The sequence below is a fragment of the Solibacillus sp. FSL R7-0682 genome (assembly GCF_038005985.1).
Taxonomy (GTDB): Bacteria; Bacillota; Bacilli; order Bacillales_A; family Planococcaceae; genus Solibacillus.
The window spans coordinates 3,612,501-3,635,537 of sequence record NZ_JBBOUI010000001.1 but is presented as its reverse complement, the minus strand read 5'-3'; the positions used below and the strand labels follow the sequence as shown (position 1 = coordinate 3,635,537).

Sequence of the window (23,037 nt, the reverse complement as noted above, 5' to 3'; positions counted from 1 at the left end):
GTGTCGAGCTAAATTCAATGCTTGCCTCCTGCTCAAGAGGCAAGCAACTTAAAAATACAAAAGCTAAATAGGGTCATTTGCAAATGGCAACGCTTTTGTGACGGGCGTCTTGCACGCCTACAATAAAAGATCGCTTACAAAAAACAAAACTTACGAGAAGAGGAATTCAACATGAATATTACAAAAACTTTAGACGCAAAAGGCTTAGCTTGTCCAATGCCAATCGTACGTACGAAAAAAACAATCGATACAATTAACTCTGGTGAAATATTAGAAGTTCAAGTTACAGATAAAGGTGCTTTAAACGACTTTACAGCATGGGCTGCAGCAGGCGGACACACAATTTTGGAACAAAAAGAAGAAGCTGGTGTGTATTTCTTCTACATTCAAAAAGCATAACAGTGTAATAGCGAGTAGAGCATTGTTCTACTCGCTTTACTTTTCAGAAAGAGGGAAAACAAATGGAAATCGATTTATCGTTCACATATATAGCTGTTATTTTCGCACTTGGATTCATTGGTTCATTCGTCTCTGGCATGCTAGGCGTTGGGGGATCCATTATTAAATACCCGATGCTTTTATACATTCCACCGTTATTTGGTTTAGCGGCGTTTACTGCCCATGAAGTATCGGGTATTAGTGCCATCCAAGTATTTTTTGCGTCAATTGCTGGGGTATGGGCATATCGTAAAAGTGGTTTACTTAATAAAGATCTTATTGTCTATATGGGTGGTGCCATTTTACTTGGTAGTTTTATCGGTAGTTATGGTTCTGGATTTCTGTCAGAATCTGCAGTTAACATCGTATATGGAGTTCTAGCTGTCATTGCTGCAGTAATGATGTTTATTCCACGAAAAACAGTTGAAGATACAAAAACAATTACATTTAATAAAGTGTTAGCAAGTTCGTTAGCCTTAATCGTTGGTATTGGGTCAGGAATTGTTGGGGCAGCAGGTGGCTTTTTACTTGTCCCAATTATGTTAACAGTATTAAAAATTCCAACACGTGTGACGATTGCAACAAGTTTAGCGATTACTTTTATTTCGTCAATTGGTGGTAGTGTCGGTAAAATCATCACTGGTCAGATTGAATATTGGCCGGCATTTCTTATGATCATCGCAAGTATCATTGCAGCTCCACTTGGCGCAAAAGTAGGTCAAAAAATGAATGTTAAAATACTACAGTGGCTTTTAGCGATTATGATTGGCGCAACCGCAATTAAAATTTGGGCTGATATTTTATAATAACAGGAGCATTTAATCCCAATTATTCAACAAATTTTAAAAATTTGTATAAAAATCACTATGAGGTGTTAAAAATGAAAATTGAAATTTTTTCTGACTTTGCATGTCCATTTTGTTACATTGGTAAAAAACGTCTTGAACTGGCGATAAAAGAACTTGGTATGGAGCAGGATGTGGAAATTGAATATAAAGCATATGAATTAGATGCGGATACAAGTAAAGAGATCGCTGTTCCATTAATTCAAGAGGGTGTAGGAAGTTCAGATATGTTTCAAGCTATTCTTGATCATGCCAAGGAAGTAGGTTTGACTTACAATTTAGATAAAGTACTTGTTGGAAACACTGAAAATGCGCATCGTCTAGCAAAATGGGCGAAGAAGTATAAACGTGATGGTGAATTTATTGAAGAAGTAATGCACCGTTACTTCCAGCAAGGTTTAAATGTAAATGATTCAGAACAGCTACTGTCTGTTGTGAATCATGTTGGTTTACCTGTTGCTGAAGCAAAACAAGTACTATCATCACCTGAAGCGTATCAAGAAGAGTTGGCACGTGATCGCTACGACATTCAACAAATACCTGTAACAAGTGTGCCATTTTTTGTTTTTGAAAATCGTTATGGAATTAAAGGTGCTGAGCCATTGCATGTATTTAAAGAAACGTTACAGCAAGCAGCAAGTTATATAGAAAAACAACCAAAGCTACAAATGCAAGGGGAAACCGGTGCAAGTTGTGATATTAATGGTTGTGACTAATAAAAAGCTCATTATTTAATTATAATACTTGAATATGAAAATTTAACGAAAATATAGTTTTATTATTTAATCTGCCAAACAGACATGGCATGTAATTGACATTCCATTATTTTCAATGATTTAACTATCATAACTCCATAAAATAGTAAAAAAGGAGTGAGAATAATGGAATTTAAAACAGTTGTTATTTCTTCATTAGCAATTTTATTATCAATAAGTATCGGACTTTGGGTAAGTTCAACCTTCATTGCAGAAAAAAATTCACCTGAAGAACATGATGATTCCAAACTAGTTCAATCGATTTCAACGGAAAAAGAGGAGCAACAATTTTTAAACATTAGTATGGAAAATATTCCTGAGGATCACAAAATGTTAGATGACATTATTTATGGTTTTAATTTAGTAAATGAAACACATATTTATGCAGAAGATAAAGTTGGAGCGAACTTATCTTGTACAAGTTGTCATGCTGGGGCAGGATTAACTGAAAATGTTGCTTCACTAGTAGGAGTTATGGCAGATTATCCAAAATATATTGCACGCGCAGGCGATATTGTGACAATCGAGGAAAGAATTAATGGCTGTATGGTTCGAAGTATGAATGGAGAAAAATTTGAATCAAATTCTGAAGAGCTTGAAGCAATGGTTGCTTATTTTAAATATATATCTGAAGGAGCAACGATTGGGGAACCTAGACCATGGGCAAAATCAGTAGATATGGAACAAATTCCAACACCAGATGTAAAAAATGGTGAAGTGTTATTCGATAAATCTTGTATTTCTTGTCATGCAGCAGATGGCTCGGGTATTGGGGCGAATACGGGTCCAGCTCTATGGGGGGAAACATCATTTAATGATGGAGCGGGTTTAGCTCGTATGTCAAAGATGGCTGGATTTATTCAAGCGTACATGCCGATTGGACAGGAGTTAACTTTAACGGATCAAGAAGCATCTGATTTAGCGGCCTTTATTTTGACTCAAGATCGTCCTGAGTGGAAAAATCATGATAAAGACTGGCCAAAGGGTGGGAAACCGTCTGATATTATGACGAAAGAGCGAAGAGAGCAAGCTAAAGATGGTACGATTAATTGGGATGAAGTTTTAGCAGATTTTTAATAATAACAATAAAGAGGAATGTTTAGTAGCAAGATTCTAAACATTCCCTTTTAATTTGGTCGATGAACGAATTTATAACCGATGCCTCTCACAGTAACGATACGTGTCGGTTTTTTTGGATTATCTTCTATTTTTAGTCGAAGTTTTTTAATATGCGCATCAATCGTTCGATCTAAAATATCCTTTTCTAAATTAGGATAGAGATGTTGAAGTAAATCTTCTCGTACAATAATTTGATTTGGATGATCCATAAAAAAATAAAGGAGCATAAATTCATGTTTCGTAAGATGAATTACTCGACCGTTTAATAGTACTTCAGCTTTTCTAGGTTTAATACATAATCCTTCATAGATGATTTTTTGACAAAACAAACCGGTTCTTCTTAGCACAGCTTGGATATGGGCTAATAGTTCTTCAAACTCTACGGGCTTTGTTAAATAATCGTCTGCGCCAAGAGTAAGTGCATTAATTTTATCTGTCACTAATTGTTTTATACTGACTACAATTATGGAAACATCGGGCGCTTGTTGTTTTCTCACCCATTTACAAAAATCCTCCCCACTCATTTTAGGTAAAGCTAATTCTAAAATAATCATACAGGGGTATTCTGTATCGTATTTTAATTTACCTTCTTCGGCAGATGATGCAATAAAAACATCAAAATTATGTTGTTCTAAAAAAGCTTTTAGTTTGCTAGCCCACTCTAAATCGTCATCGATAATTAGTAGGTTCTGGTTCATCGCATTCCCTCATTAAAAGTGTATTCAAGAATAATGATACCCTGTATTGTTTGTGAAATAAATAATGAAATTCAATTTACTGCCATAGTTACACTTAATTTGAATTTTTTGTGATGATTAAATTAATGGCCAACTTTGGGTGAAAGAGAATGTCCTCGCTCATAAGTTATTGAGCAGGGACCTTAAGTTGTTTTTTTCCTAGAAGCATTGTGTGATAGCTATGTAGGAGCATACCGAGAATAATAACACCAAGTCCCATTAGTGCGATTGGTTGGGGCAGTGGAAGGCTTAATAAAATCATTTCACCAGCCATAGCAAATAATACTTCGGTTGATTGGGTAGCTTCGACTGCTGCGAGCTTGCCTTGATCGTGGCGTACCCTGTCCGTAGCGATGAAAAAGAGCACTGTTGCGATTACACCTGAAGACACAGCTACAAGTAAAGACTGAAATACTTGGCTACTTGAAGGTAAACCAACTGTAAAGAGGGCATAAATGGCTAACATAATCCAGGCAGGTAAAGAGGCGATCGTCATCCCCAATACACGTTGAAAAGGATCGACGCGACCACCACAGAGTTCCATCATTTTACGATTTCCTAATGGATAAGCAAAGGCTGCAACTACTACAGGGACAATACCTAGTAATAAGCTTTTCGTTGAAACTGATTGCGCTTGCGGTATTTGAATCATTAATATCCCAATTAAAATGATACTTGAAATGCCAAGTGAAATAAGCGGTATTTGCGCTCGAACTGGTTTGTCAGCAACCATTGTGATGAATAACGGTGCTACTAGGACACCGGCAACAATGGTAAATTGCCATGTGCCAGAAACGAGCCATCCAGGACCGAATGCTGCAGCGAATGTAAGCGGAGCGTAGAAGAGAACGAAGCCGACGAAACTCCAAATGAGCCATGCACTCGGTTTAGCCTTCATTTCGCTAGCCATAATACGGAAACCATTTTTCCCTCGTATTGCAACAATGGCAATTAAAAAAGGCATCATAAAGAAGTAACGAAGAGAGGAACTCCAAAGCCAACTACCACCCTCTAACTCCATTGAATGGTTCAATACGAATGTAACTGCGAAAAATAGTGCAGCTATAATGCCAATACATATTTCCTTCATTTCGCACCTCCAGTTTAATTTAAGAAATTTTCTGATATTAATTATACAAAAAAATGGAGTGAATGAAATCACCCCATTAGAAAAATTTTTAGTTACGTGCTTCAAATAGCTGTACAATTTCGATGATGACCTCTGTTGCCTTTTCCATTGTTTCAGCTGATACGAATTCATATTTGCCGTGCATGTTTTCGCCACCTGCGAAGATATTTGGTGTCGGTAAGCCCATGTAAGAAAGTTGAGAGCCGTCTGTACCACCACGGATTGGTTCGACGATTGGTGTAATATCGAATTTCGTGAATGCCTCTTTAACAATATCGACGATTTCCATAACTGGTTCGATTTTTTCACCCATGTTGTAGTATTGGTCTTTAATTACTACAGTGATTGCTTCTTCACCGTATAGTCCCTGCATGTCTTTACCGACTTTTTCCATATGTGCTTTTTTCTCTTCGAATTTCGCGCGGTCATGGTCACGGATAATGTATGACATTGTTGTTTCTTCAATGCCTCCGTTCATGTGCATTAAGTGAATGAAGCCTTCATAGCCTTCTGTGTTTTCTGGTACAGCATCCTTTGGCATTTCATTTTGGAAAGCGATTGCCATTGTAATCGAATTTACCATCTTATCTTTTGCAGATCCAGGGTGTATATTCGTACCACGAGTTGTTACTTTTACTCCAGCAGCATTAAAGCTTTGATATTGTAATTCACCAAGTGGGCCGCCATCCATTGTGTAAGCGTAATCTGCACCGAATTTTTCTACATCGAATTTGTGTGGACCACGCCCGATTTCTTCATCAGGCGTAAATGCAACTCGAATTTTACCGTGTTTAATGTCAGGGTTGTTCACTAAGAACTCCATCGCTGTCATAATTTCTGCGATACCTGCTTTATCATCAGCACCTAAAAGTGTGTTGCCATCCGTTGTAATTAACGTTTGTCCAACATAGTTTTTTAAATTTGGGAAGTAATCTGGTGACATGACCAAGCCGTTAAGTAAAGTAATGGCTTCGCCGTCATAGTTGTCGATTCGTTGTGGGTTTACATTTGTACCTGTGTAATCTGTAGTTGTATCAACATGTGCTAAGAATCCAATTGTTGGTACGTCCTTATCTGTATTTGACTCTAATGTTGCGAAAAGGTATCCATTTTCATCTAACGTGATGTCTGTTAAGCCGATATTTGCAAGCTCGTCTTTTAATACGTTTAGTAAATCAAATTGCTTCATCGTTGAAGGTGTTGTTGTTGAATTGAAATCTGATTGTGTATCGATTTTTACGTAGCGAACTAGGCGTTCGATTACTTTTTCTTTCATTATGAAAGCCTCCTAAAAATAAGTTGCTTCTATTGTATCACTTAATTGAGTAAGTGGGATGTTAACCGCCTATAAAAGCTGTTTGTTGAAAGCTAACAATCAATTGGGATTGAGAGCTCCCTCCGTTGGTTGAAATTCCACGCTATTACGAGTATTAAAGTATTGAGAGATGCTAAGCATTAAGAAAAATTGTGCGCCGTAATAAGTAAACATAATAAGCTCATGGGCATATGGTACGTCAAACATAAATCGGTTTGTTGCTAAAATTGAATCCGAAATGATGAATAGGCAAGCACCAATGATTGCATATTTGCATCCTGTACGGAAGGATGTCCAACCCATTGTTAAAATCACTAAAATATAAGCAATTACGGCGATAGCTAACACAGTATCTCCTTTTTGAAATACATTTCCGGCAATCCAATACACCATAAAGGCTCCATACAGACCTAATAGGATTTTAACGGAAAGTGGGGTTTTCGCTTCTTGTGTCGATCGAAAGGCGAAAATATAAAAGATGTGTCCAGTTAAGAAAAAGCACAGACCAACAATGAACCATTGCAGCGTATAATCGCCAATGGCACAAAAAATAAGCCCGATTGAAATAAGCCAGTAATAAGGAGCCTTTAATTGCACTCTTGTTGTAAATGCTAAGGCAATTAATAATATCATCGGTATTAATTTAAAAACCATTTTTACTGAGGAATCAATTGTCTGGAAAAAGAAAACATAGTAAATCCCGAATCCTAAAAATAACAGTGTGAATACTTTACGTGTCATAAATAGCCCCCTATAAATAATATTTTCTATTGTTTATGAAACTTTTAAATCGCTTATTCGTAAATAGTACAAGGAAAGGATGAGTGTTATGGGACAACTTTTATTAATTACCGTTATCGGTTCACTTATCATTACACTATTAATGGTGCCAATAACTCGAAAAGTTAAAAATCGTGAATTAACGATAAAACAATGGACGTTACTAACAAGTTTTGTATTTATTGTAAGTGTAATTTCGTTATTTGTAACGGTTTATTTATCAAAAATTGATTTAAATTGGACAATTTTGTTATATGTATTACCGGTCATTGCATTAGTTGGAGCGATTTTTGCAGTAGGTTTTGAGCAAAAAATAAAATCAATTCTAGTATTAGTAGGGATTCTAGGTGTCGCTTATTTATTAAGTGCACCATTGTTAAATGCTGAACAAAAATATAATTCATCAGAAATGAAAGAGGATATCGAAATTTCTCCATTCGATGAAACGAAAACTCCAGCAAGTGTACCACCTCAATTTGTAAAAAATAAAATGAAAAAGGCATTCGGTCAGGTGCCAAATACGAGCTATTATGAGCTCGGGAACTTACAAATTCAAAAGGTTAATGGGGAATACGTATACATTGCACCAGTAGAGTTTTCAGGATTCTTTAAATGGTTTAATGGGAAGACAACACCTGGCTACTTTACGATGAGTGCGACGGATTCAAGTGATAATCCAAAGTTCGTGCAATCAGAGATGAGCTATATTCCATCTGCGTTTTTAAATAAAAACTTAGAGCGTCATATTCGTTTGCAGCATCCAACATTAATTTTTTATGGGGATCCGCAGTTAGAAATCGATGAGGATGGGAAGCCGTTTTATATTCGCTCTTATGGTGAATTTATTTCGGCACGTAACGGCTTTGATGTAAAGGGTATTGTATTAGTGGATGCAAGTAACGGAGAAACAGAAAAAATTGCACTTGCAGATGTGCCAGAATTTATTGACGGAGCAGTATCTCCTGAAACAGTTAGTCTACAAAACAGCTACTATGGTAACTATGTACATGGCTATTGGAATAGTATGGTCGGTAAAAAAGATGTGAAGTTACCGAGTGATGAAGGTACAGAGGCCAATGTTAGCCCAATCTTTATGGAAGATGGGCAAATGTATTACTTTACTGATTTTACAAGTCCAAAGGAAGGCGTGGACTCGATGCTAGGCTATGCTTTAACGAATGCTCGTACAGGCGAGGCAACGTATTACTCAGGCAATTTAGAGGAATCCTACATGGATTCTCAAGGGGCACTACAAATCATAGAGAAGAAATTCGTGGAAAAAGAATGGCAAGGTGAAATGCCGATTCTTTATAATTTCTATGGAGAGGCGAGCTGGTTATCTGCAGTATTGGATGCAAATGGCTTCCTACAAAATTACTTCATCGTTTCTGCAGCAAATCCTGAAATTTCAGCATATGCAACAACACCAAATGAAGCGTTAAAGCTTTATAAGACTGCATTAAGTAGAGGTGGCAGTACAGTAGATGGAATTTCGAGTGCGGAAGAGGCTAAGGCCGGAGTTGAGGTAGTGCGTGTGTATAAAGAACGTGTAGGCGACTTTACAATCGTTTCGTTCTTAACGGCTACAGGTGAAAACTTCATCGTGAGCTCAGAGACTGTACCACTTGCGATTTACTTGCAAGAAGGGGATCGAGCAGTCATTACCTATGCCAAAACAGGTGAGCAGTTCCAGCCTGTTAAAGCGATGGTTATTCAAGGGTTACAATAAGCTATAGAAAAGGAGCTAGGCTAAAAGTTACGAAAACTTTTAGCCTAGCTTTTTGATATATTATCCTATTCATACTGGATAGTTGAATCTATTTTAATCAATTTCGACGTATAGATATGGTCAATCAAACCTTATTTCGCTGAATAATCTTCGATAAATTTCAGCATTTTTCTGTGACGTTTAACGATGTGCTCATCAGAATATAATGTAATCTCACGGAACTTTTGACGCTGCTCTTCAATATTTTTACGCTCTATTACGAATCGATCCTTTGGTTCATATTCAAGTATGTATATCAAATGGAATAATTGCATTAACACGACTTCCGGATTTTCAAAATTACAAACAAATTTAATTTGCCAAATATCCGTATACGAGACATATTGGTTGACGAAAGCAGTAGCTGCTTCGTACTTTTCTTTGTCGATATGAGGAGCAATTTGATGGTGGATTTCTGATAATGCCATATTAATATCGATAATTTGAAGTGAATATTTGCGCGCTGATTTCAAATGCTGGCGTTCTAAAGATTTTGTGACAAAATTAGTAGCCATTTACTTACCCCCATCATGTACTATAAGTTAATTTTATCAAATTCAACTATAAAAATCTTAGGTATAAAAGGGGATTTCATTTGAAGTGTGTATGTAAAATGTTGTGTATCTTATATAAAAAGTACTAGTTAAATCAGATGGTGTTTCAACACTAGACAGCTAATATAAAATAAGAGATCCGAATAGATCAGAGGAGTATAGCATGAATCAATCTAAAATTCGAATTACTCGGTATAACTCCAAATACGCGGAGCAAACGGTGAATATGTGGCGAGCTAGTAAGCAACAGGCTATTGGCCAAAAAGAAATTCATGACTTTGATAATCATGTTTATTTTTTAAATAATATATTACGTGAACAGTTTGATATAGATATAGCAATAATTGATGAAGAAGTTGTTGGAATGATTGCATATAATGATAGGGAAATAAACCAATTATATATTCATATAAATTATCAAGGAATCGGTATTGGTCGAACATTGCTAAATAAAGCAAAAGCACAATCAAGTGGGAAATTAACATTGTACACATTTGAAGTAAATAAGAAGGCACAACTCTTTTACGAAAAAAACGGCTTTAAAATCGTTGGTAAAGGACATGAAAACGAAGAAAATTTACCAGACATTCAATACGAATGGAGGTCCAACGATTGATTAAGCATTTTTTTATTTATTGAACGAAAAAAATGCCACTCCTTATATGAGTGACATTCTTATTAAATATAATCTAATTGCATCTATAGCTCAATAGTGGAAGGGTTACTTTATTTCCACGTATATCCTTTTGTTGCTAAGAAATCTTTAATGAATGGGCGCTTTTGATCGATTAAGAAATCGGCCATTTGCTTTGTCCATGTAGCCATTTTTTGATTCGATGAGCGGCTTGCGTAGTAGCTTTCCATTGTCGCATCATATTCGCTTAATAATGTGTCATATTTCTCTACATCATAGCTATTTTCGTGTAACACTGCAGCTACCGGTAAGCGCGGCTTCGTTTCGTTGCGTTTTGTTGGTGTTCCGATTGTCATTGCAAATAATGGGAATACGTATTTTGGTAAGTTGAATAGTTCGCTAATTTCAGCAGGATTTGTACGTGCACCACCAATATAGCAAATACCGTAACCCTTTGCTTCAGCAGCAATTACAAAGTTTTGTGCAAATAATGAAACGTCCGCAACCCCAACTAGTACGTTTTCAGCAGAATCTGCTACAATGTCAACGCCATGCTTTTGGCCAGCTACTTGCAAACGTTTGAAGTCTACACAAAATAGAAAGGAAGCGCCAGCCGTTTTAAACTGGAAATCATTTTTTGATAGCTCACCAAGCTTCGCTTTTTTCTCCTCGTCTGTTACCCAAATAACACTATATGCTTGCACGAAATGAGAGCTTGCCGCCATTTGTGCTGTTTCAATTAAATCAATAACGGTATCCTTTGAAATGATGTCACCTGTATATTTACGAACAGATGAATGGCTACGTAATAATTCTCTAGTTTCCATGTGATTTTCTCCCCCTATGTAGTAAATAAGCTTAAAGGAAAATTCCTTTAAGCTTATTTTAGACAATCTTTTGCTATTTTGTCGATTATAATAAACCGATCCATTGCCAGTATGTGGATGCTAAAATGAGAATTAATATATAGCCCACGATTGTTAATGGAATACCTGATTTTATGAAATCTTTTGTTGTGAATGCACCGGTACCGTAAGCAAGCATATTTTGCGGTGCACTTACTGGTAATAAGAAACCGAAGCAAATGACGAATTGTTGAATAAGTACGAATCCGATTTGATTTTCCACTGGCATTGGTAAGCTTAACGCAAGTGCGATAAATACTGGGATTAACGCTGATGCAAGACTTGTTGCGGATGCAAAACCAAGGTGGATAACAATGTTAAATACTGTTACTAATGCAATTGTAGCTAAAATTGGCATTGAATCTAAGCCGAGTGAACCGAATACTGTATCAGATAACCAGGCGGCACCTTTCGTATTTAACAATGTCGTTCCTAATGAAATACCTACAGCAAATACGATTAATGTACCCCAGTCAATTCGACTAGAAGCCTCCTTCCAAGTGAATACACCAACTTTTGGTGTTAATAGGAAGGCGATCGCTAAAAGCGTAATCGTTGTCGTATCAAATGGGTGCATTTTTCCTTCTGTTGCCCAGAAAACTAATAGTAAAAGAGTTGTAATAATTAGTGTGATTTCTTTACGTTTTAATGGACCAAGCTCTGCTAATTGCTTACGAATAATATCTTTACCACTAACAAGATTGTCCGTTTCGGGTTTGATTAATTTAATCATGACAAAGTAGAGAACGAATGACATAATAATTGAAAATGGTGCAGCATATAAAAACCATTCGCCCCATGAAATATCAACACCAAACTCTGAATTAATAAAACCTAATGCTACTAAGTTTTGCGCAGCGGCTGTTTTAATCCCTACATTCCAAACCGATACGGCTTGTGTTGCAGTAATAACTAATAGGGCAGCTAATTTACTTTGATTTGACAAACCAAATGCGGCTACAACGCCGAGGAGGATTGGCACTACGGCACCTGCACGAGCTGTTGCGCTTGGAACAACGAAGGCTAATACGATGGCTACTAAAATGGCACCGAATACAAGTGCATTTGTTTTTGTACCTACCATCGATAAAACCCAGAGTGCAATACGTTTATGTAGATTGGTTATTTGCATAGCAGCGGCAAGGAATAATGCTGCTCCTACTAATGCAACGGCGGAGCTACTAAATCCACCTAACGCTAATTTTAAAGCGTTACTTGTCCCCATTTGCACAGAAGGGTCTTCCATACTTGGAGCTAAACCTAAAAGAACAGCAATTAAGGCTAATATCATGGCAGAACTAACAGGATAAGTTACGGCTTCTGTTACCCATAAAATAACAGCAAACGCTAAAATTGCAAGTGCGCGTTGACCTACAACTGGAAGGTCTCCATTGTTCGGTAAAAGTACGATTGTAATAAGTGCAACGAAGGCTAACACGATCCATAGTGGCTTTAAGTTACGCTTTTGCTTTTTTGCTTCTGTTCCTGATGTTGAATCCTGCTTTTGATTATTTTGAGCTACATCTGTTCCCATAAAAATTCCTCCTTTAATTTAAAGTTTAGAAAATAGTAAATGAGAGCGTAAATATTTTCTTGGAATAAAAATTTAACAAATTTCTTCAAACAATATCTGCAATTATATAGGAAATGAAATGCAGATAAATTAAGTTATTTGTTAATTTAATTATAGCATTTGGTATTTTTGGGGTTGTTAATATTTGGTGAATTTTGTTATATCAAAACAAATAATTCGGTATTTTCTACTTAATTTAAAAATAGCAATTTTAATATGTAAAATAGAATATTTATGAAATTGATAGCGAAAAAATTAAAATGGAGAATTAGTCATAAAAAAATAATTCAGAAAATTTTCATTTTTAGGTTGACGGATGATTTTGGTCTGTTTTATACTTTGATTCATCGATGGAACATAAATCACATACTCTTATCAAGAGTGACGGAGGGAATAGGCCCTATGATGTCCGGCAACCAGTGAGTGATGAACTGACTAAGGTGCTACTTCCTACAAAATGCTTTTTTGCATTTTGAAAGATAAGAGGAGGCGAACTTGCTCATTTGCAACCCCTCTTCTTAGTGGAAGAGGGGTTTTTTACATTTAAAAAACCTTCTCAAATACACCGATTTCACCATCGAAAACATTTTAGGAGGTTAATAGCAATGACAAACTTACAACCAGAAACGTTATTACTACATGGAGGTCAAAAGCCAGATCCGGTAACAGGTGCCATTGCGGTTCCGATTTATCGTACGACTGCCTATGCTTTTAAAGATACGGCCCATGCGCAGCGATTATTTGCATTAGAAGAGCCGGGGAATATTTACTCTCGTATTATGAATCCAACCGTAGCAGCTTTCGAGGAACGTGTGGCATTACTTGAAGGAGGTACAGCTGCCGTAGGACTTTCATCTGGTGCAGCAGCAGTTGCGTTTTCGATTTTAAATGTAGCTGGTGCAGGTGATGAAATTGTCGCGGCTGGTTCATTGTACGGTGGTACGTACAATTTATTCGCGACAACATTGCCTCGCTACGGTATTACAGTGAAATTTGTTGATGAATCTGATCCGGAAAACTTCAGTGCGGCGATTACCGATAAAACGAAAGCAGTTTATGCTGAAATTATTGGTAACCCGAGCTTAAAAGTATTAGATATAGAAGCAGTGGCAAATATTGCACATGAAAATGGCTTACCACTACTAATCGATAGTACATTTGCTTCCCCATATGGAGGCAATCCGATTGAATTTGGTGCAGACGTAGTCATTCATTCCGCAACGAAGTGGATTGGCGGTCACGGCACGACCATTGGTGGGATTGTTGTCGATGCGGGGAAATTTGATTGGACTGGAGGACGTCACCCAGGTTATACAGAGCCAGATGCATCTTATCATGGGATTCGCTACGGTATTGACACTGCAAGCGCTGCATTTGCGACAAAGCTTCGTGTTCAACTATTACGTGATTTCGGACCAACCTTATCAGCGGATGCAGCATTTAACTTCTTACAAGGACTAGAGACGCTTCATTTGCGTATTGTCCGTCATAATGAAAATGCTCAAAAAGTGGCAGAGTATTTACGTAACCACCCATTCGTGGAATATGTAAACTACAACGGCTTTGAAGATTTCGAAACACATGATTTAGCGAAGAAGTATTTGAAGAATGGCTTTGGTTCCATTTTAACATTTGGTATTAAAGGTGGAAGAGAGGCAGGTCGCCAAGTAATTGATAACGTGGAATTATTCTCTCATGTAGCAAACGTAGGGGATGCCAAGTCATTAATTATTCATCCTGCTTCAACAACGCACCAACAATTATCAGCAGAGGAACTAAAAGTAGCAGGCGTATCAGAAGAGCTCATTCGCTTATCGATTGGTCTGGAAGCTGTAGAGGATATTATTGCTGATTTAGAGCAAGCGTTAGCAAAAGTGTCGAACTCAGTTGAAGCGGAAATAAACGTATAATCATATATTATAATAGTAGAAAATCGTTCTCCTTGCATCATTTCGTAAGGGAGCGAATTTTCTTAAAATTAATCCCTACTATTTTTATAAGTTTTATTGACAACGTTTAAACCAAGTAATAAAATAGGATTAATAAATAATGACTTATATTTAAAAGAAAAGGAGTTGTTCAATATGGGAAAAGTATATAGTGCACAAAACGTAGCCGCTTATATTATTTATGAATTAAACGATGCAAAAGTCTTCGTCAATCTAACTGCAATCCAACAAATTTTAGCAGATGTTAATTTAATGTGGCAGAAGGTATTTGGACACTGTGCTTTCTTAGAATCAACTCATAATCTTGCATCTGCAGGCTTTACAGTAAAAGAAGTAGCAGAAGAATATAAGGAGCACGGAACAGCACATCTTTTAAAGCCAGCAAAAGAATGGTTTTTAAAATATGGCGAATTTCAATTAGTGCAACGCCCGTATGCAGTGCCAAATTATTCTGCTAAAGAAGAAATTTTAATGAAAAAGATTCTAACTGCGTACCGTATTCGTGCATATGAGCTTGCCGATGTTGCTGTATAAGTGAAAACTAACAATCGGTTAGTTAAGAACGGTCGTTCCCTTTCTAATTGAATTTTTCCTTAATACTATACTCCCCAAAACACTAGTGATCCCCCATCACTAGTGTTTTTGATTTTATTTTATTGTAAATTAAATAAATTAAACGCTTATCGGTTTAATACTAAAAATGCTAGCTCAAAATAAGATTTAAAGGAGTATTGACCATTTACAGTAAACAAATGTCCATCTAGGAGAGATTTTTCTTGTTTTCATGTATTATATAGGATAGAATTTTCTTTAAGTTAAAATATTCTAATTATTTGTAAATATAGATGTGTAATGAATTTGGAGGAGAAAGGCATGGCAACAATTAAGGCAGCCATCTTAGGGTTTGGCACAGTAGGTCAAGGGATTTACCATATTTTAAATGAGAAGAGGCAGGAGCTTCGCGAAAAGCTAGGTGTAGAGCTAGAGGTCGCGAAGATTTTAGTGACTGATGCGAGTCGTGAGCGTGTACTCGGCACAAAGCATTTAATGACAGAAAGCATTGAAGAGGTGCTAGCTGAGCAAGGCCTACAAGTCGTATTTGAAGCAATTGTCAATGAGGAACCTGCGTTTAGCTATTTAAAGCAAGCTGTAGAGCATAAATGTCATGTTATTACAGCGAATAAGGTAATGTTTGCGAAGCGTGGAGCTGAGCTTGAAGCTTTAGCAAAGGCGAACGGCGTATTTGTTGGCTTTGAAGCGTCGGTAGCAGGTGGCGTGCCGATTATTAAAACGATGAAAAATATTTTACTTGTTAATGATGTTAGTCGTGTACAAGGAATTTTAAATGGTACGACAAATTATATATTAACGAAAATGCGTGCAGAGGGCTGGAGTTTTGAAGATGCATTAGGCGAAGCACAACGTTTAGGCTATGCAGAAGCGGATCCGTTTAACGATGTATCAGGACAGGATGCATTTAAAAAATTAATGATTCTTTCGAGCTTAGCATTTGGTGAGCAGCCAAACTGGTCAGATGTAGAAGTGATCGGTATTGATACCATTTCGGCGAAGCAAGTAAAAGAAGCAACAGAACAAGGACTACGCTATCGTCATGTAGCAGAGGTAGAAAAGCGCTCAGATGGGACAATTCACGCAAAAGTAGCCCCATTATTAGTCGATAAAGAGCATCCATTATATCCAGTAGACGATGTGTTTAACGCAGTTGCCATGGAAACGAACTATATCGGTACACTATCAATCACTGGCCCAGGGGCGGGTATGTATCCAACCGCAAGTGTCATGGTAGAGGACTACGCAGAAATTATTGGTAAACGTGCGGGTTTTACGGTAACGATATAAACTAAAGGAATCCCCACATATCCTTTGTGGGGATTCCTTTTTGATATTACCTAATAATAATTTGTCCCTAATCTTCGTCCTTTACATCGATGTCTTCAGGGACTGGGGTGTTTTTCCAAATTTCAATTTCTTCTTTAATTCGTTCAAGCTGTTCGTGATACGTGTCAAACTGGGCACTGTTAATTAAAAAGTCCTCCCCATCATGGATGGCTTTAATTCGGCCAGCATAAATGTAATGCAAAATCTGATGTTCTGGCATACCGATGTCCCGAGCTGTTTGTTCGACTGATTTATACATATTGATGCCTCCATTTTACTTCTTTCGGTGTTTGATAATTCCGGACGTAGGATAGCCGAGGCGTAAATAAAATTTAATGTTTCTTCTATTATAATCATTTTTTATAAAAACTTCATCTCGATTTGCCATTGGTACTATGATAGGATGGAGATAATTTACAGTTGAGGTGTTATGATGAATGTATTACCATTTGTTTTTGTGTTACTTGCTGCAATGCTATGGGGCACGGTAGGTACAACACAAACCTTTTTAACGGAAGGAGTTTCACCGTTTGCTGTAGCTAGTGTTCGCTCGGCTATAGGTGGTGGGATATTATTACTAGCAGTTATCGGTATGCGAAAAATTTCATTTCGTCATTGGTCATGGAAATGGACGATTCTCGCTGCGTTAGCGATTGCCTTGTTCCAAAGCTTATTTTTTTCGTCGGTCCGCTATACAGGTGTTGCAGTTGGTACTGTCGTGACAATTGGGAGTTCTCCCGTTTTTGCTGGCATTATCGAATGGCTTTTTTGGAAAATACGCCCGAGTAAATTGTGGGGAATTGCGACAGGGTTAGCGATTGTCGGATGTATATTATTGTTTACAAATCGCGGTGAGGCAGTTGTTGATCCGATAGGAGTATGCTTGGCGCTTGCAGCCGGTTTTATGTTTGCGCTGTATACGAATGTTAGTAAGCAGCTGATGCAGCGAGAAGAGACGTTGCCAGCCGTGGCGATGACCTTTACGATTTGTGCGGTCATGCTATTACCTTTTGCAGTAGGTGAAGGCTTTAGTTGGTTGAAGGAAGGGGCAAACTTTGCTGCAATGCTCTTTATGGCACTTGCAGCGACAAGTATTGCCTATTTACTATTTTTAAGTGGATTGAAGAAAGTCAGTTCTTCCGCAGCGGTGACATTAAGTTTAGCAGAGCCTTTAACAGCGGCACTTCTTGGAGTGTTTTTAGTTGGAGAATATTTAAGTCCGTTGTCATGGCTAGGGGTAAGCTTATTGCTTGGTGGAATTGTTGTGCTAACGTTTGGAGGGAGAAAAGCTACTTCATAGGGAGTAGCTTTTTATAGTTAAGGGCTTTAAAAAGAAATCTTGTAACGCATACGGGTGTAGTCGTAATTCATGTCAGGCATTGGGAAGATATTGAGCATAATAAAATGTGCAGCCTACCTTTTTAGAAAGTTACAGTAAACTTAAAATAAATCTTAAGAATTTCTTCAGAATTTAAGTAAGTAGATGTTAAGATGTCTGAACTATTATAAAGCTATAAGAAAAAGTTGGTGAGGTGAGTAGATGAATCAGCTGACGGTGCTTGTGACGGATGACGATCAGGACATTCGTGATGGGATTGAAATTTATTTGAAAAACGAAGGCTATCAGGTGTTGAAGGCAGCGGATGGACTAGAGGCTTTAGCGCTGCTCGAAGAAAATGAAGTACATTGTATGATTTTAGATATTATGATGCCGAATATGGACGGTATAACAACGACGTTTAAAATACGTGCAGAGCGAAATATTCCGATTATTATGCTTAGTGCAAAGGCGGAGCAAACAGATAAAATTCATGGTTTATCAGTAGGGGCAGATGATTATATTACAAAGCCATTTCACCCCCTTGAGCTGATGGCCCGTGTGAAATCCCAGCTTCGTCGTTACGTTGATTTAGGGAATTACGGGGAGCAAAGTAACATCGTGGCAGGACTTGAATTAGATGTAGCTGCACGGGAAGTTCGTGTTGATGGGGAGCCGGTGAAATTAACGCCAACCGAGTACAAAATTACCGAGCTTTTACTAAAAAATGCTGGCCGTGTATTTTCTATTAGTGAAATTTACGAAATTGTCTGGAATGAGCAGGCCTATAATGCAGAAAATATCGTCGCCGTACACATTCGAAAAATCCGAGAAAAAATTGAAGCTGATCCAAAAAATCCACGCTACTTAAAGGTTGTGTGGGGGTTAGGATATAAAATTGAAAAATAAAATGTTGACGTGGTTAGGAAGCGTTAGTGCATTGATCGGATTGTATTTTCTCGGAACGTATTTTTATGACTATATAACAGGACGCTTTGTGCCGGTAATGAAGCAGTTTCTGTTGTTCTTAACTTAAAGGAGGAATCGGAATGAAAAAATCTAAATTGCACCTCCAGTTAGTACTTATGTTTATTGTGACAATGGCAGTTCTAGTCGTTTTTTCACAAGGTGGTCGCTACTTTGGGAAATCATATTATGAAACGAACTCGTTTGATTCTGAATCAGAGAGCTTTACATCGGAACTTTCCCGTTATGTATTGAATCCCTTAACAGAGGAAGATTTAAAGGAAGTCTTAATAGTAAACGACGATGAAGTCGAACATTACCGTACGTATTATGGCTCACTTGCTGAGCAAATTCAAAATATAAAGGATCAATATGCAGGCGATTTGGATGCGGCACAAGATGCAGATGTAAAGCAAGCGCTTGAACAAGAGCGAGATGCCAAAATTGAAGATATTAAAAAGAATTTTGAAGATGATGAGTATGTGAAGTCGAAAATTGTAACGATGAAGCAAAAGGTTGTAAAAGAAGTTTTAGAGGAGCAAAATCGCAATAAAAAAGAATTTTTAAATGGTTATAAAAATTATGCATACCAATTTCAAAATGAGAAAACGGGTGAATCTTTTTCTAAAGGAGATGTAAGTAAATCATCTGTTTATAAAGATAAATTTGAAGCAGGAGATCTTCCAGTCGTTACCCATCACATCAACTTATATGAATACGAGCACATTGGGTATTTAGATAAAACCTATACAATTGAAAAAGACTTAGCAGATTATTCCGGAATGTTTACCATTCCTAAGTCACTTCTCGCAAAAACAGATTATGGAGAAAACTCATTAGTCTTTGAAATTACGAAATATATATATTATTTAATCTTATTGTTGGGGATTTTAAGCTTTGTTTTATTAATGTCCAAGCTAGAGCCTTCTAAAAAGCCTTTTTTAATCGATTCACAATTACGTCAATTCATGGAAAGATTACCAATTGATGTGGCAATTGCCGTAACAGTTCTTGTAGCGTATATTGCGATGCTGTTTATCGAAAGTATTATAGGTTCCATGCAACTACTTCCTTATTTATTCCTTGACTCCCATGTGAATATTTTTGGCGATATCCTTGTTTTATTTATTGGATATGGGCTATTTATTGTTTCGGTTTATTTCGTTGTGTGGGTTTGGGAGCGTATTCGTTTACAAGCAGACCTTGACAAGCTCTGGCAGGAGACATTCCTTTCGAAATTAGTCAATGCAAGTATTGCAATGTTTGAAAACCGTTCAATGGGGCTTCAATCACTCATTTTACTTCTTGTTGTGTATTTAGGGGGCTTTGGGTTAGCGGTTGTTACGCTATCGGCTTCTGGTGAGGCTTTCCTACTTTATGTGATGCTATTTGTACTATTCTTTATGCCAACACTCTTTATTTTCATGCGTCGAATTGGTTATTTGAACCGCATTATGAGACATACAGAGGATATGGCGTATGGGCGCTTAACGAATGATTTGAAGGTTAAGGGTAAATCCCCACTTGCTAAGCACGCGGAAAATTTAAATGGTTTACGAGAGGGTGTTCGCACGAGTATTCAAGAGCAGGCCAAGAGTGAACGTTTGAAAACAGAGCTGATTACGAATGTAAGTCACGATTTACGTACACCGTTAACTTCAATTATAACGTATACGGATTTATTAAAAAATCCAGACATTTCTGAGGAAGAGCGTAAGAAATATATTGCGATTTTAGATGCAAAATCGAGTCGTTTAAAAACATTAATTGAAGATTTATTTGAAGTATCAAAAATGGCGAGTGGCAATATTGAAATATCGAAGCAGCGTATTGACTTAGCACAGCTACTTAAGCAGGCTGTTGGAGAACACGAAGAAGATTATGCAGCGGCTCATTTAGATTTAAGGGTTAATATTTCAGAACAACCGATTTTTGCTTATGTGGATGGTCAAAAATGGTGGCGTGTCATTGATAATTTAATTGTCAACGCGAGAAAATATTCACTTGAAGGTACGCGAGTTTATGTGAATTTAAAAATGAATGCCGGGAATGCAGAGCTGACGGTGAAAAATGTGGCAAAATATGAGTTGCATGAGGATGCGAGCGAATTAATCGAGCGCTTCAAGCGTGCAGATACGTCGCGTCATACAGAAGGCTCAGGCTTAGGTCTGGCAATTTCGCAATCAATTGTGGATTTACATGGAGGCTCAATGGATGTCGCGGTAGATGGGGACTTATTTAAAGTAACCGTTACTGTGCGAGCAGATAAGTGAAGCTAAGATTAATAGTAGTGTTCCGCTAAATATGAAAAGCTACGGCAGGATGAATATCTTGCTGTAGCTTTTTTGTATCTATAAAAGAAGCAAGTATAGTAAAATAGCAGATAACAAAAAAATGACAATACATATATGTGAGGAGCTTTATAAAATGCGGATTTTAATGGGCATATTTATCCTTGCCATCTATGGTGGGATTACGTTTTACCTCGGCTGGAATTTACGTACTTGGCTTTTAGCAATCCAACAATTTCGTTGGCCAATTGCTTATTGGATTGGGCTATATGCTATTTCGTTTGGCTACTTTATTGGCAAGCTGCATCCACTGTTAACACCATTCAGCATAGTCGGAAGTTATTGGATGTTCTTTTTGCAGTATGGTCTAATTTTATGTGTTATCGCGAATTTACTTATCGCGTTTACCCCCCTTACGACGAAGCTTGTTGGAACAGGGGTTATTAGTGTACTTATTGTATTACTTATTGTTGGTACGTATTTTGCATATTCCCCGGTTATCAGAAATGCTACAATTGAAATCGACAAACCTGGTGAGGATATGCGCGTCGTCATGGCTTCGGATTTCCATCTTGGTGTTCTTTCTGGAAAAGGGCATTTAGAAAAGTTTGTACAGCTTTCTAATGAAAAAAATCCGGACCTTGTGTTATTGCCGGGAGATATTGTCGATGATAGCCCAAAACGTTTTATTAATAAAGGGATGGGCGATGTTATGCAGCAACTTCAGGCAACATATGGTGTGTATGGGGTGCCGGGCAATCACGAGTATTATGGTAACGAAATGGAACAATTTAGAGAAGCTATGGAAAAGGCAAACGTACAAATTTTAATGGATGAAACCATTTTAGTTGGAGAACGTTTTTATTTGACAGGACGTGAGGATTTAACTAATAAAAATCGCTTGCCGTTGAGTAAGCTAAAGCCTGAAGATAATGCTTTACCTTGGTTTGTAATGAACCATACACCGAATGACTTAGATGAGCCAGCGAATTTAGGTGTAGATTTCCACGTTTCAGGACATACCCATAAAGGGCAAATGTGGCCGAATCATCTTATAACAGAGCGTATTTTTGAGCTTGATTACGGACAACGTGGAAAAAATGATATGCACGCACTTGTATCAAGTGGTTTCGGCTTTTGGGGACCTCCGACTCGTATAGGAAGTCGCTCAGAATTATGGGTAATAGATATTCAATTTGCGAAGTAGGTTCGCGTTAGGAGACAACAATGGAATGGATTGAACTGTTAAAAGCACTTATTTTAGGATTTGTGGAAGGAATGACAGAGTTTGCACCAGTTTCATCAACGGGTCATATGATCATTGTCGATGATATGTGGCTGCAAACAAAGGAATTTTTAGGGTCAGGCTCAGCGAATACGTTTAAAATTGTTATTCAGCTTGGTTCGATATTGGCGGTAGTAGTGGTCATGTGGAAGCGCATGCTCAGCTTAATTGGGCTTTATAAAATGGAAGGGCAAAAGTCATCGCACTTTAATCTTGGGCATGTTTTTATTGGGATATTGCCAGCAGGTATTTTTGGCGTATTATTCGAAGATTTTATTGATGAAAACTTATTTAGTATTAATACTGTAATCGTGGGACTTATTATCGGAGCGATTTTCATGATTATTGCTGATAGATTTGGACCGAAAAAGCCTGCAATTACGTCGTTAGATGCGATTTCGTATAGTAAGGCATTTAAGATAGGGCTTATTCAATGTTTATCATTATGGCCAGGCTTTTCACGATCAGGCTCGACTATTTCAGGAGGGGTACTACTTGGATTAGATCATAAAACAGCAGCGGACTTCACGTTTATAATGGCAGTCCCAATTATGGCTGGGGCAAGTGGATTGTCACTTGTTAAAAACTGGGATCAAATTAATGCGGATCATTTATCCTTTTATATTGTCGGTTTTATTAGTGCCTTTGTGTTTGCGCTAATATCTATTAAGTTTTTCTTAAAGCTTATTTCAAAGGTAAAGCTAACACCGTTTGCGATTTATCGAATTGTACTTGCGGTCGTATTAATTTTTATATTAGCAATATAATGATAGAGAA

22 protein-coding genes and 1 riboswitch are annotated in these 23,037 nt (G+C 37.4%); of the genes, 14 read left to right on the top strand and 8 right to left on the bottom strand.

All coding sequences use genetic code 11. The annotated features are described in order from the left end of the window. The first annotated feature begins 171 nt into the window (after window positions 1-171). From MKZ17_RS18225 to MKZ17_RS18210, 4 genes are all read left to right on the top strand, one after another. Window positions 172-399: a sulfurtransferase TusA family protein gene (locus MKZ17_RS18225; protein WP_340725144.1), complete on the top strand. Its 228-nt coding sequence runs from the start codon at window positions 172-174 to the stop codon at window positions 397-399. Between the two features lie 62 nt (window positions 400-461). Then, on the top strand, window positions 462-1,244 hold the full coding sequence (locus MKZ17_RS18220; RefSeq protein ID WP_340725143.1) for a sulfite exporter TauE/SafE family protein: 783 nt from the start codon (window positions 462-464) through the stop codon (window positions 1,242-1,244). A 74-nt stretch (window positions 1,245-1,318) separates the two neighbouring features. Next, on the top strand, window positions 1,319-1,999 hold the full coding sequence (locus MKZ17_RS18215) for a DsbA family oxidoreductase (RefSeq protein ID WP_340725142.1): 681 nt from the start codon (window positions 1,319-1,321) through the stop codon (window positions 1,997-1,999). Window positions 2,000-2,164: 165 nt separating this feature from the next. Then, on the top strand, window positions 2,165-3,115 hold the full coding sequence (locus tag MKZ17_RS18210; RefSeq protein WP_340725141.1) for a c-type cytochrome: 951 nt from the start codon (window positions 2,165-2,167) through the stop codon (window positions 3,113-3,115). Window positions 3,116-3,165: 50 nt separating this feature from the next. On the opposite strand, the gene MKZ17_RS18205 is transcribed toward MKZ17_RS18210, so the two are convergent. From MKZ17_RS18205 to MKZ17_RS18190, 4 genes are all read right to left on the bottom strand, one after another. After that, window positions 3,166-3,855: a response regulator transcription factor gene (locus tag MKZ17_RS18205; protein WP_340725140.1), complete on the bottom strand. Its 690-nt coding sequence runs from the start codon at window positions 3,853-3,855 to the stop codon at window positions 3,166-3,168. Window positions 3,856-4,021: 166 nt separating this feature from the next. Continuing rightward, complete coding sequence (locus MKZ17_RS18200; RefSeq protein WP_340725139.1) at window positions 4,022-4,984, bottom strand: DMT family transporter; 963 nt, start codon at window positions 4,982-4,984, stop codon at window positions 4,022-4,024. A gap of 88 nt (window positions 4,985-5,072) precedes the next feature. Next, a complete protein-coding gene (gene pepT / locus MKZ17_RS18195) occupies window positions 5,073-6,299 on the bottom strand; it encodes a peptidase T (protein WP_340725138.1) in 1,227 nt (408 codons plus the stop codon). 99 nt (window positions 6,300-6,398) lie between these two features. Next, window positions 6,399-7,079 carry a lysoplasmalogenase gene (locus MKZ17_RS18190; protein ID WP_340725137.1) on the bottom strand — a complete coding sequence of 227 codons (681 nt, stop codon included), beginning with the start codon at window positions 7,077-7,079 and terminating at the stop codon, window positions 6,399-6,401. An 88-nt stretch (window positions 7,080-7,167) separates the two neighbouring features. Between MKZ17_RS18190 and MKZ17_RS18185 the strand changes: the two genes are divergently transcribed. Next, entirely contained in the window at window positions 7,168-8,847 is a 1,680-nt protein-coding gene (locus MKZ17_RS18185; protein WP_340725136.1) for a hypothetical protein, read from the top strand. A gap of 131 nt (window positions 8,848-8,978) precedes the next feature. Here the strand turns inward: MKZ17_RS18185 and MKZ17_RS18180 are convergent, their stop codons facing one another. After that, on the bottom strand, window positions 8,979-9,401 hold the full coding sequence (locus MKZ17_RS18180) for a hypothetical protein (RefSeq protein ID WP_340725135.1): 423 nt from the start codon (window positions 9,399-9,401) through the stop codon (window positions 8,979-8,981). A gap of 202 nt (window positions 9,402-9,603) precedes the next feature. Between MKZ17_RS18180 and MKZ17_RS18175 the strand changes: the two genes are divergently transcribed. Continuing rightward, window positions 9,604-10,056, top strand: a complete 453-nt coding sequence (locus MKZ17_RS18175) for a GNAT family N-acetyltransferase (RefSeq protein ID WP_340725134.1) — start codon at window positions 9,604-9,606, stop codon at window positions 10,054-10,056. A 110-nt stretch (window positions 10,057-10,166) separates the two neighbouring features. On the opposite strand, the gene MKZ17_RS18170 is transcribed toward MKZ17_RS18175, so the two are convergent. Together MKZ17_RS18170 and MKZ17_RS18165 are read right to left on the bottom strand one after the other, a co-directional pair. Further along, window positions 10,167-10,901: an NADPH-dependent oxidoreductase gene (locus MKZ17_RS18170; RefSeq protein WP_340725133.1), complete on the bottom strand. Its 735-nt coding sequence runs from the start codon at window positions 10,899-10,901 to the stop codon at window positions 10,167-10,169. 85 nt (window positions 10,902-10,986) lie between these two features. Further along, window positions 10,987-12,513 (bottom strand): DASS family sodium-coupled anion symporter, encoded by a 1,527-nt coding sequence (locus MKZ17_RS18165; RefSeq protein ID WP_340725132.1) that lies wholly within the window; start codon window positions 12,511-12,513, stop codon window positions 10,987-10,989. A gap of 408 nt (window positions 12,514-12,921) precedes the next feature. Continuing rightward, a riboswitch (SAM riboswitch) is annotated at window positions 12,922-13,038 on the top strand. 119 nt (window positions 13,039-13,157) lie between these two features. Here MKZ17_RS18165 and MKZ17_RS18160 point away from each other — a divergent pair. The 3 genes from MKZ17_RS18160 to MKZ17_RS18150 all read left to right on the top strand — a co-directional run bounded on the left by MKZ17_RS18160 (window position 13,158) and on the right by MKZ17_RS18150 (window position 16,361). Further along, window positions 13,158-14,462, top strand: a complete 1,305-nt coding sequence (locus MKZ17_RS18160) for an O-acetylhomoserine aminocarboxypropyltransferase/cysteine synthase family protein (protein WP_340725131.1) — start codon at window positions 13,158-13,160, stop codon at window positions 14,460-14,462. Window positions 14,463-14,636: 174 nt separating this feature from the next. Beyond that, entirely contained in the window at window positions 14,637-15,035 is a 399-nt protein-coding gene (locus tag MKZ17_RS18155; RefSeq protein ID WP_340725130.1) for a hypothetical protein, read from the top strand. A gap of 339 nt (window positions 15,036-15,374) precedes the next feature. Further along, the gene (locus MKZ17_RS18150; RefSeq protein ID WP_340725129.1) at window positions 15,375-16,361 is read left to right on the top strand and encodes a homoserine dehydrogenase; all 987 of its coding nucleotides are present in this window, start codon (window positions 15,375-15,377) and stop codon (window positions 16,359-16,361) included. A 67-nt stretch (window positions 16,362-16,428) separates the two neighbouring features. Here MKZ17_RS18150 and MKZ17_RS18145 read toward each other — a convergent pair whose 3' ends face one another. Next, window positions 16,429-16,659 carry a DNA-binding protein gene (locus MKZ17_RS18145; protein WP_340725128.1) on the bottom strand — a complete coding sequence of 77 codons (231 nt, stop codon included), beginning with the start codon at window positions 16,657-16,659 and terminating at the stop codon, window positions 16,429-16,431. A gap of 174 nt (window positions 16,660-16,833) precedes the next feature. On the opposite strand from MKZ17_RS18145, the gene MKZ17_RS18140 reads away from it, so the two are divergent. The 5 genes from MKZ17_RS18140 (at window position 16,834) to MKZ17_RS18120 (ending at window position 23,027) form a co-directional block, all read left to right on the top strand. Next, the gene (locus MKZ17_RS18140) at window positions 16,834-17,700 is read left to right on the top strand and encodes an EamA family transporter (RefSeq protein ID WP_340725127.1); all 867 of its coding nucleotides are present in this window, start codon (window positions 16,834-16,836) and stop codon (window positions 17,698-17,700) included. Between the two features lie 240 nt (window positions 17,701-17,940). After that, on the top strand, window positions 17,941-18,627 hold the full coding sequence (locus MKZ17_RS18135; RefSeq protein ID WP_340725126.1) for a response regulator transcription factor: 687 nt from the start codon (window positions 17,941-17,943) through the stop codon (window positions 18,625-18,627). Between the two features lie 140 nt (window positions 18,628-18,767). Then, window positions 18,768-20,957, top strand: a complete 2,190-nt coding sequence (locus MKZ17_RS18130; protein ID WP_340725125.1) for a HAMP domain-containing sensor histidine kinase — start codon at window positions 18,768-18,770, stop codon at window positions 20,955-20,957. A 154-nt stretch (window positions 20,958-21,111) separates the two neighbouring features. Next, window positions 21,112-22,182, top strand: coding sequence for a metallophosphoesterase (locus MKZ17_RS18125; RefSeq protein WP_340725124.1), 1,071 nt, complete (start codon window positions 21,112-21,114; stop codon window positions 22,180-22,182). 20 nt (window positions 22,183-22,202) lie between these two features. Next, window positions 22,203-23,027 (top strand): undecaprenyl-diphosphate phosphatase, encoded by an 825-nt coding sequence (locus tag MKZ17_RS18120; protein ID WP_340725123.1) that lies wholly within the window; start codon window positions 22,203-22,205, stop codon window positions 23,025-23,027. Window positions 23,028-23,037: the final 10 nt, after the last annotated feature.

Coding starts and splice junctions, on each gene's coding strand:
- MKZ17_RS18225 (WP_340725144.1), top strand. CDS start 172: ATGAATATTACAAAAACTTTAGACGCAAAAGGCTTAGCTTGTCCAATG.
- MKZ17_RS18220 (WP_340725143.1), top strand. CDS start 462: ATGGAAATCGATTTATCGTTCACATATATAGCTGTTATTTTCGCACTT.
- MKZ17_RS18215 (WP_340725142.1), top strand. CDS start 1,319: ATGAAAATTGAAATTTTTTCTGACTTTGCATGTCCATTTTGTTACATT.
- MKZ17_RS18210 (WP_340725141.1), top strand. CDS start 2,165: ATGGAATTTAAAACAGTTGTTATTTCTTCATTAGCAATTTTATTATCA.
- MKZ17_RS18205 (WP_340725140.1), bottom strand. CDS start 3,855: ATGAACCAGAACCTACTAATTATCGATGACGATTTAGAGTGGGCTAGC.
- MKZ17_RS18200 (WP_340725139.1), bottom strand. CDS start 4,984: ATGAAGGAAATATGTATTGGCATTATAGCTGCACTATTTTTCGCAGTT.
- pepT (WP_340725138.1), bottom strand. CDS start 6,299: ATGAAAGAAAAAGTAATCGAACGCCTAGTTCGCTACGTAAAAATCGAT.
- MKZ17_RS18190 (WP_340725137.1), bottom strand. CDS start 7,079: ATGACACGTAAAGTATTCACACTGTTATTTTTAGGATTCGGGATTTAC.
- MKZ17_RS18185 (WP_340725136.1), top strand. CDS start 7,168: ATGGGACAACTTTTATTAATTACCGTTATCGGTTCACTTATCATTACA.
- MKZ17_RS18180 (WP_340725135.1), bottom strand. CDS start 9,401: ATGGCTACTAATTTTGTCACAAAATCTTTAGAACGCCAGCATTTGAAA.
- MKZ17_RS18175 (WP_340725134.1), top strand. CDS start 9,604: ATGAATCAATCTAAAATTCGAATTACTCGGTATAACTCCAAATACGCG.
- MKZ17_RS18170 (WP_340725133.1), bottom strand. CDS start 10,901: ATGGAAACTAGAGAATTATTACGTAGCCATTCATCTGTTCGTAAATAT.
- MKZ17_RS18165 (WP_340725132.1), bottom strand. CDS start 12,513: ATGGGAACAGATGTAGCTCAAAATAATCAAAAGCAGGATTCAACATCA.
- MKZ17_RS18160 (WP_340725131.1), top strand. CDS start 13,158: ATGACAAACTTACAACCAGAAACGTTATTACTACATGGAGGTCAAAAG.
- MKZ17_RS18155 (WP_340725130.1), top strand. CDS start 14,637: ATGGGAAAAGTATATAGTGCACAAAACGTAGCCGCTTATATTATTTAT.
- MKZ17_RS18150 (WP_340725129.1), top strand. CDS start 15,375: ATGGCAACAATTAAGGCAGCCATCTTAGGGTTTGGCACAGTAGGTCAA.
- MKZ17_RS18145 (WP_340725128.1), bottom strand. CDS start 16,659: ATGTATAAATCAGTCGAACAAACAGCTCGGGACATCGGTATGCCAGAA.
- MKZ17_RS18140 (WP_340725127.1), top strand. CDS start 16,834: ATGAATGTATTACCATTTGTTTTTGTGTTACTTGCTGCAATGCTATGG.
- MKZ17_RS18135 (WP_340725126.1), top strand. CDS start 17,941: ATGAATCAGCTGACGGTGCTTGTGACGGATGACGATCAGGACATTCGT.
- MKZ17_RS18130 (WP_340725125.1), top strand. CDS start 18,768: ATGAAAAAATCTAAATTGCACCTCCAGTTAGTACTTATGTTTATTGTG.
- MKZ17_RS18125 (WP_340725124.1), top strand. CDS start 21,112: ATGCGGATTTTAATGGGCATATTTATCCTTGCCATCTATGGTGGGATT.
- MKZ17_RS18120 (WP_340725123.1), top strand. CDS start 22,203: ATGGAATGGATTGAACTGTTAAAAGCACTTATTTTAGGATTTGTGGAA.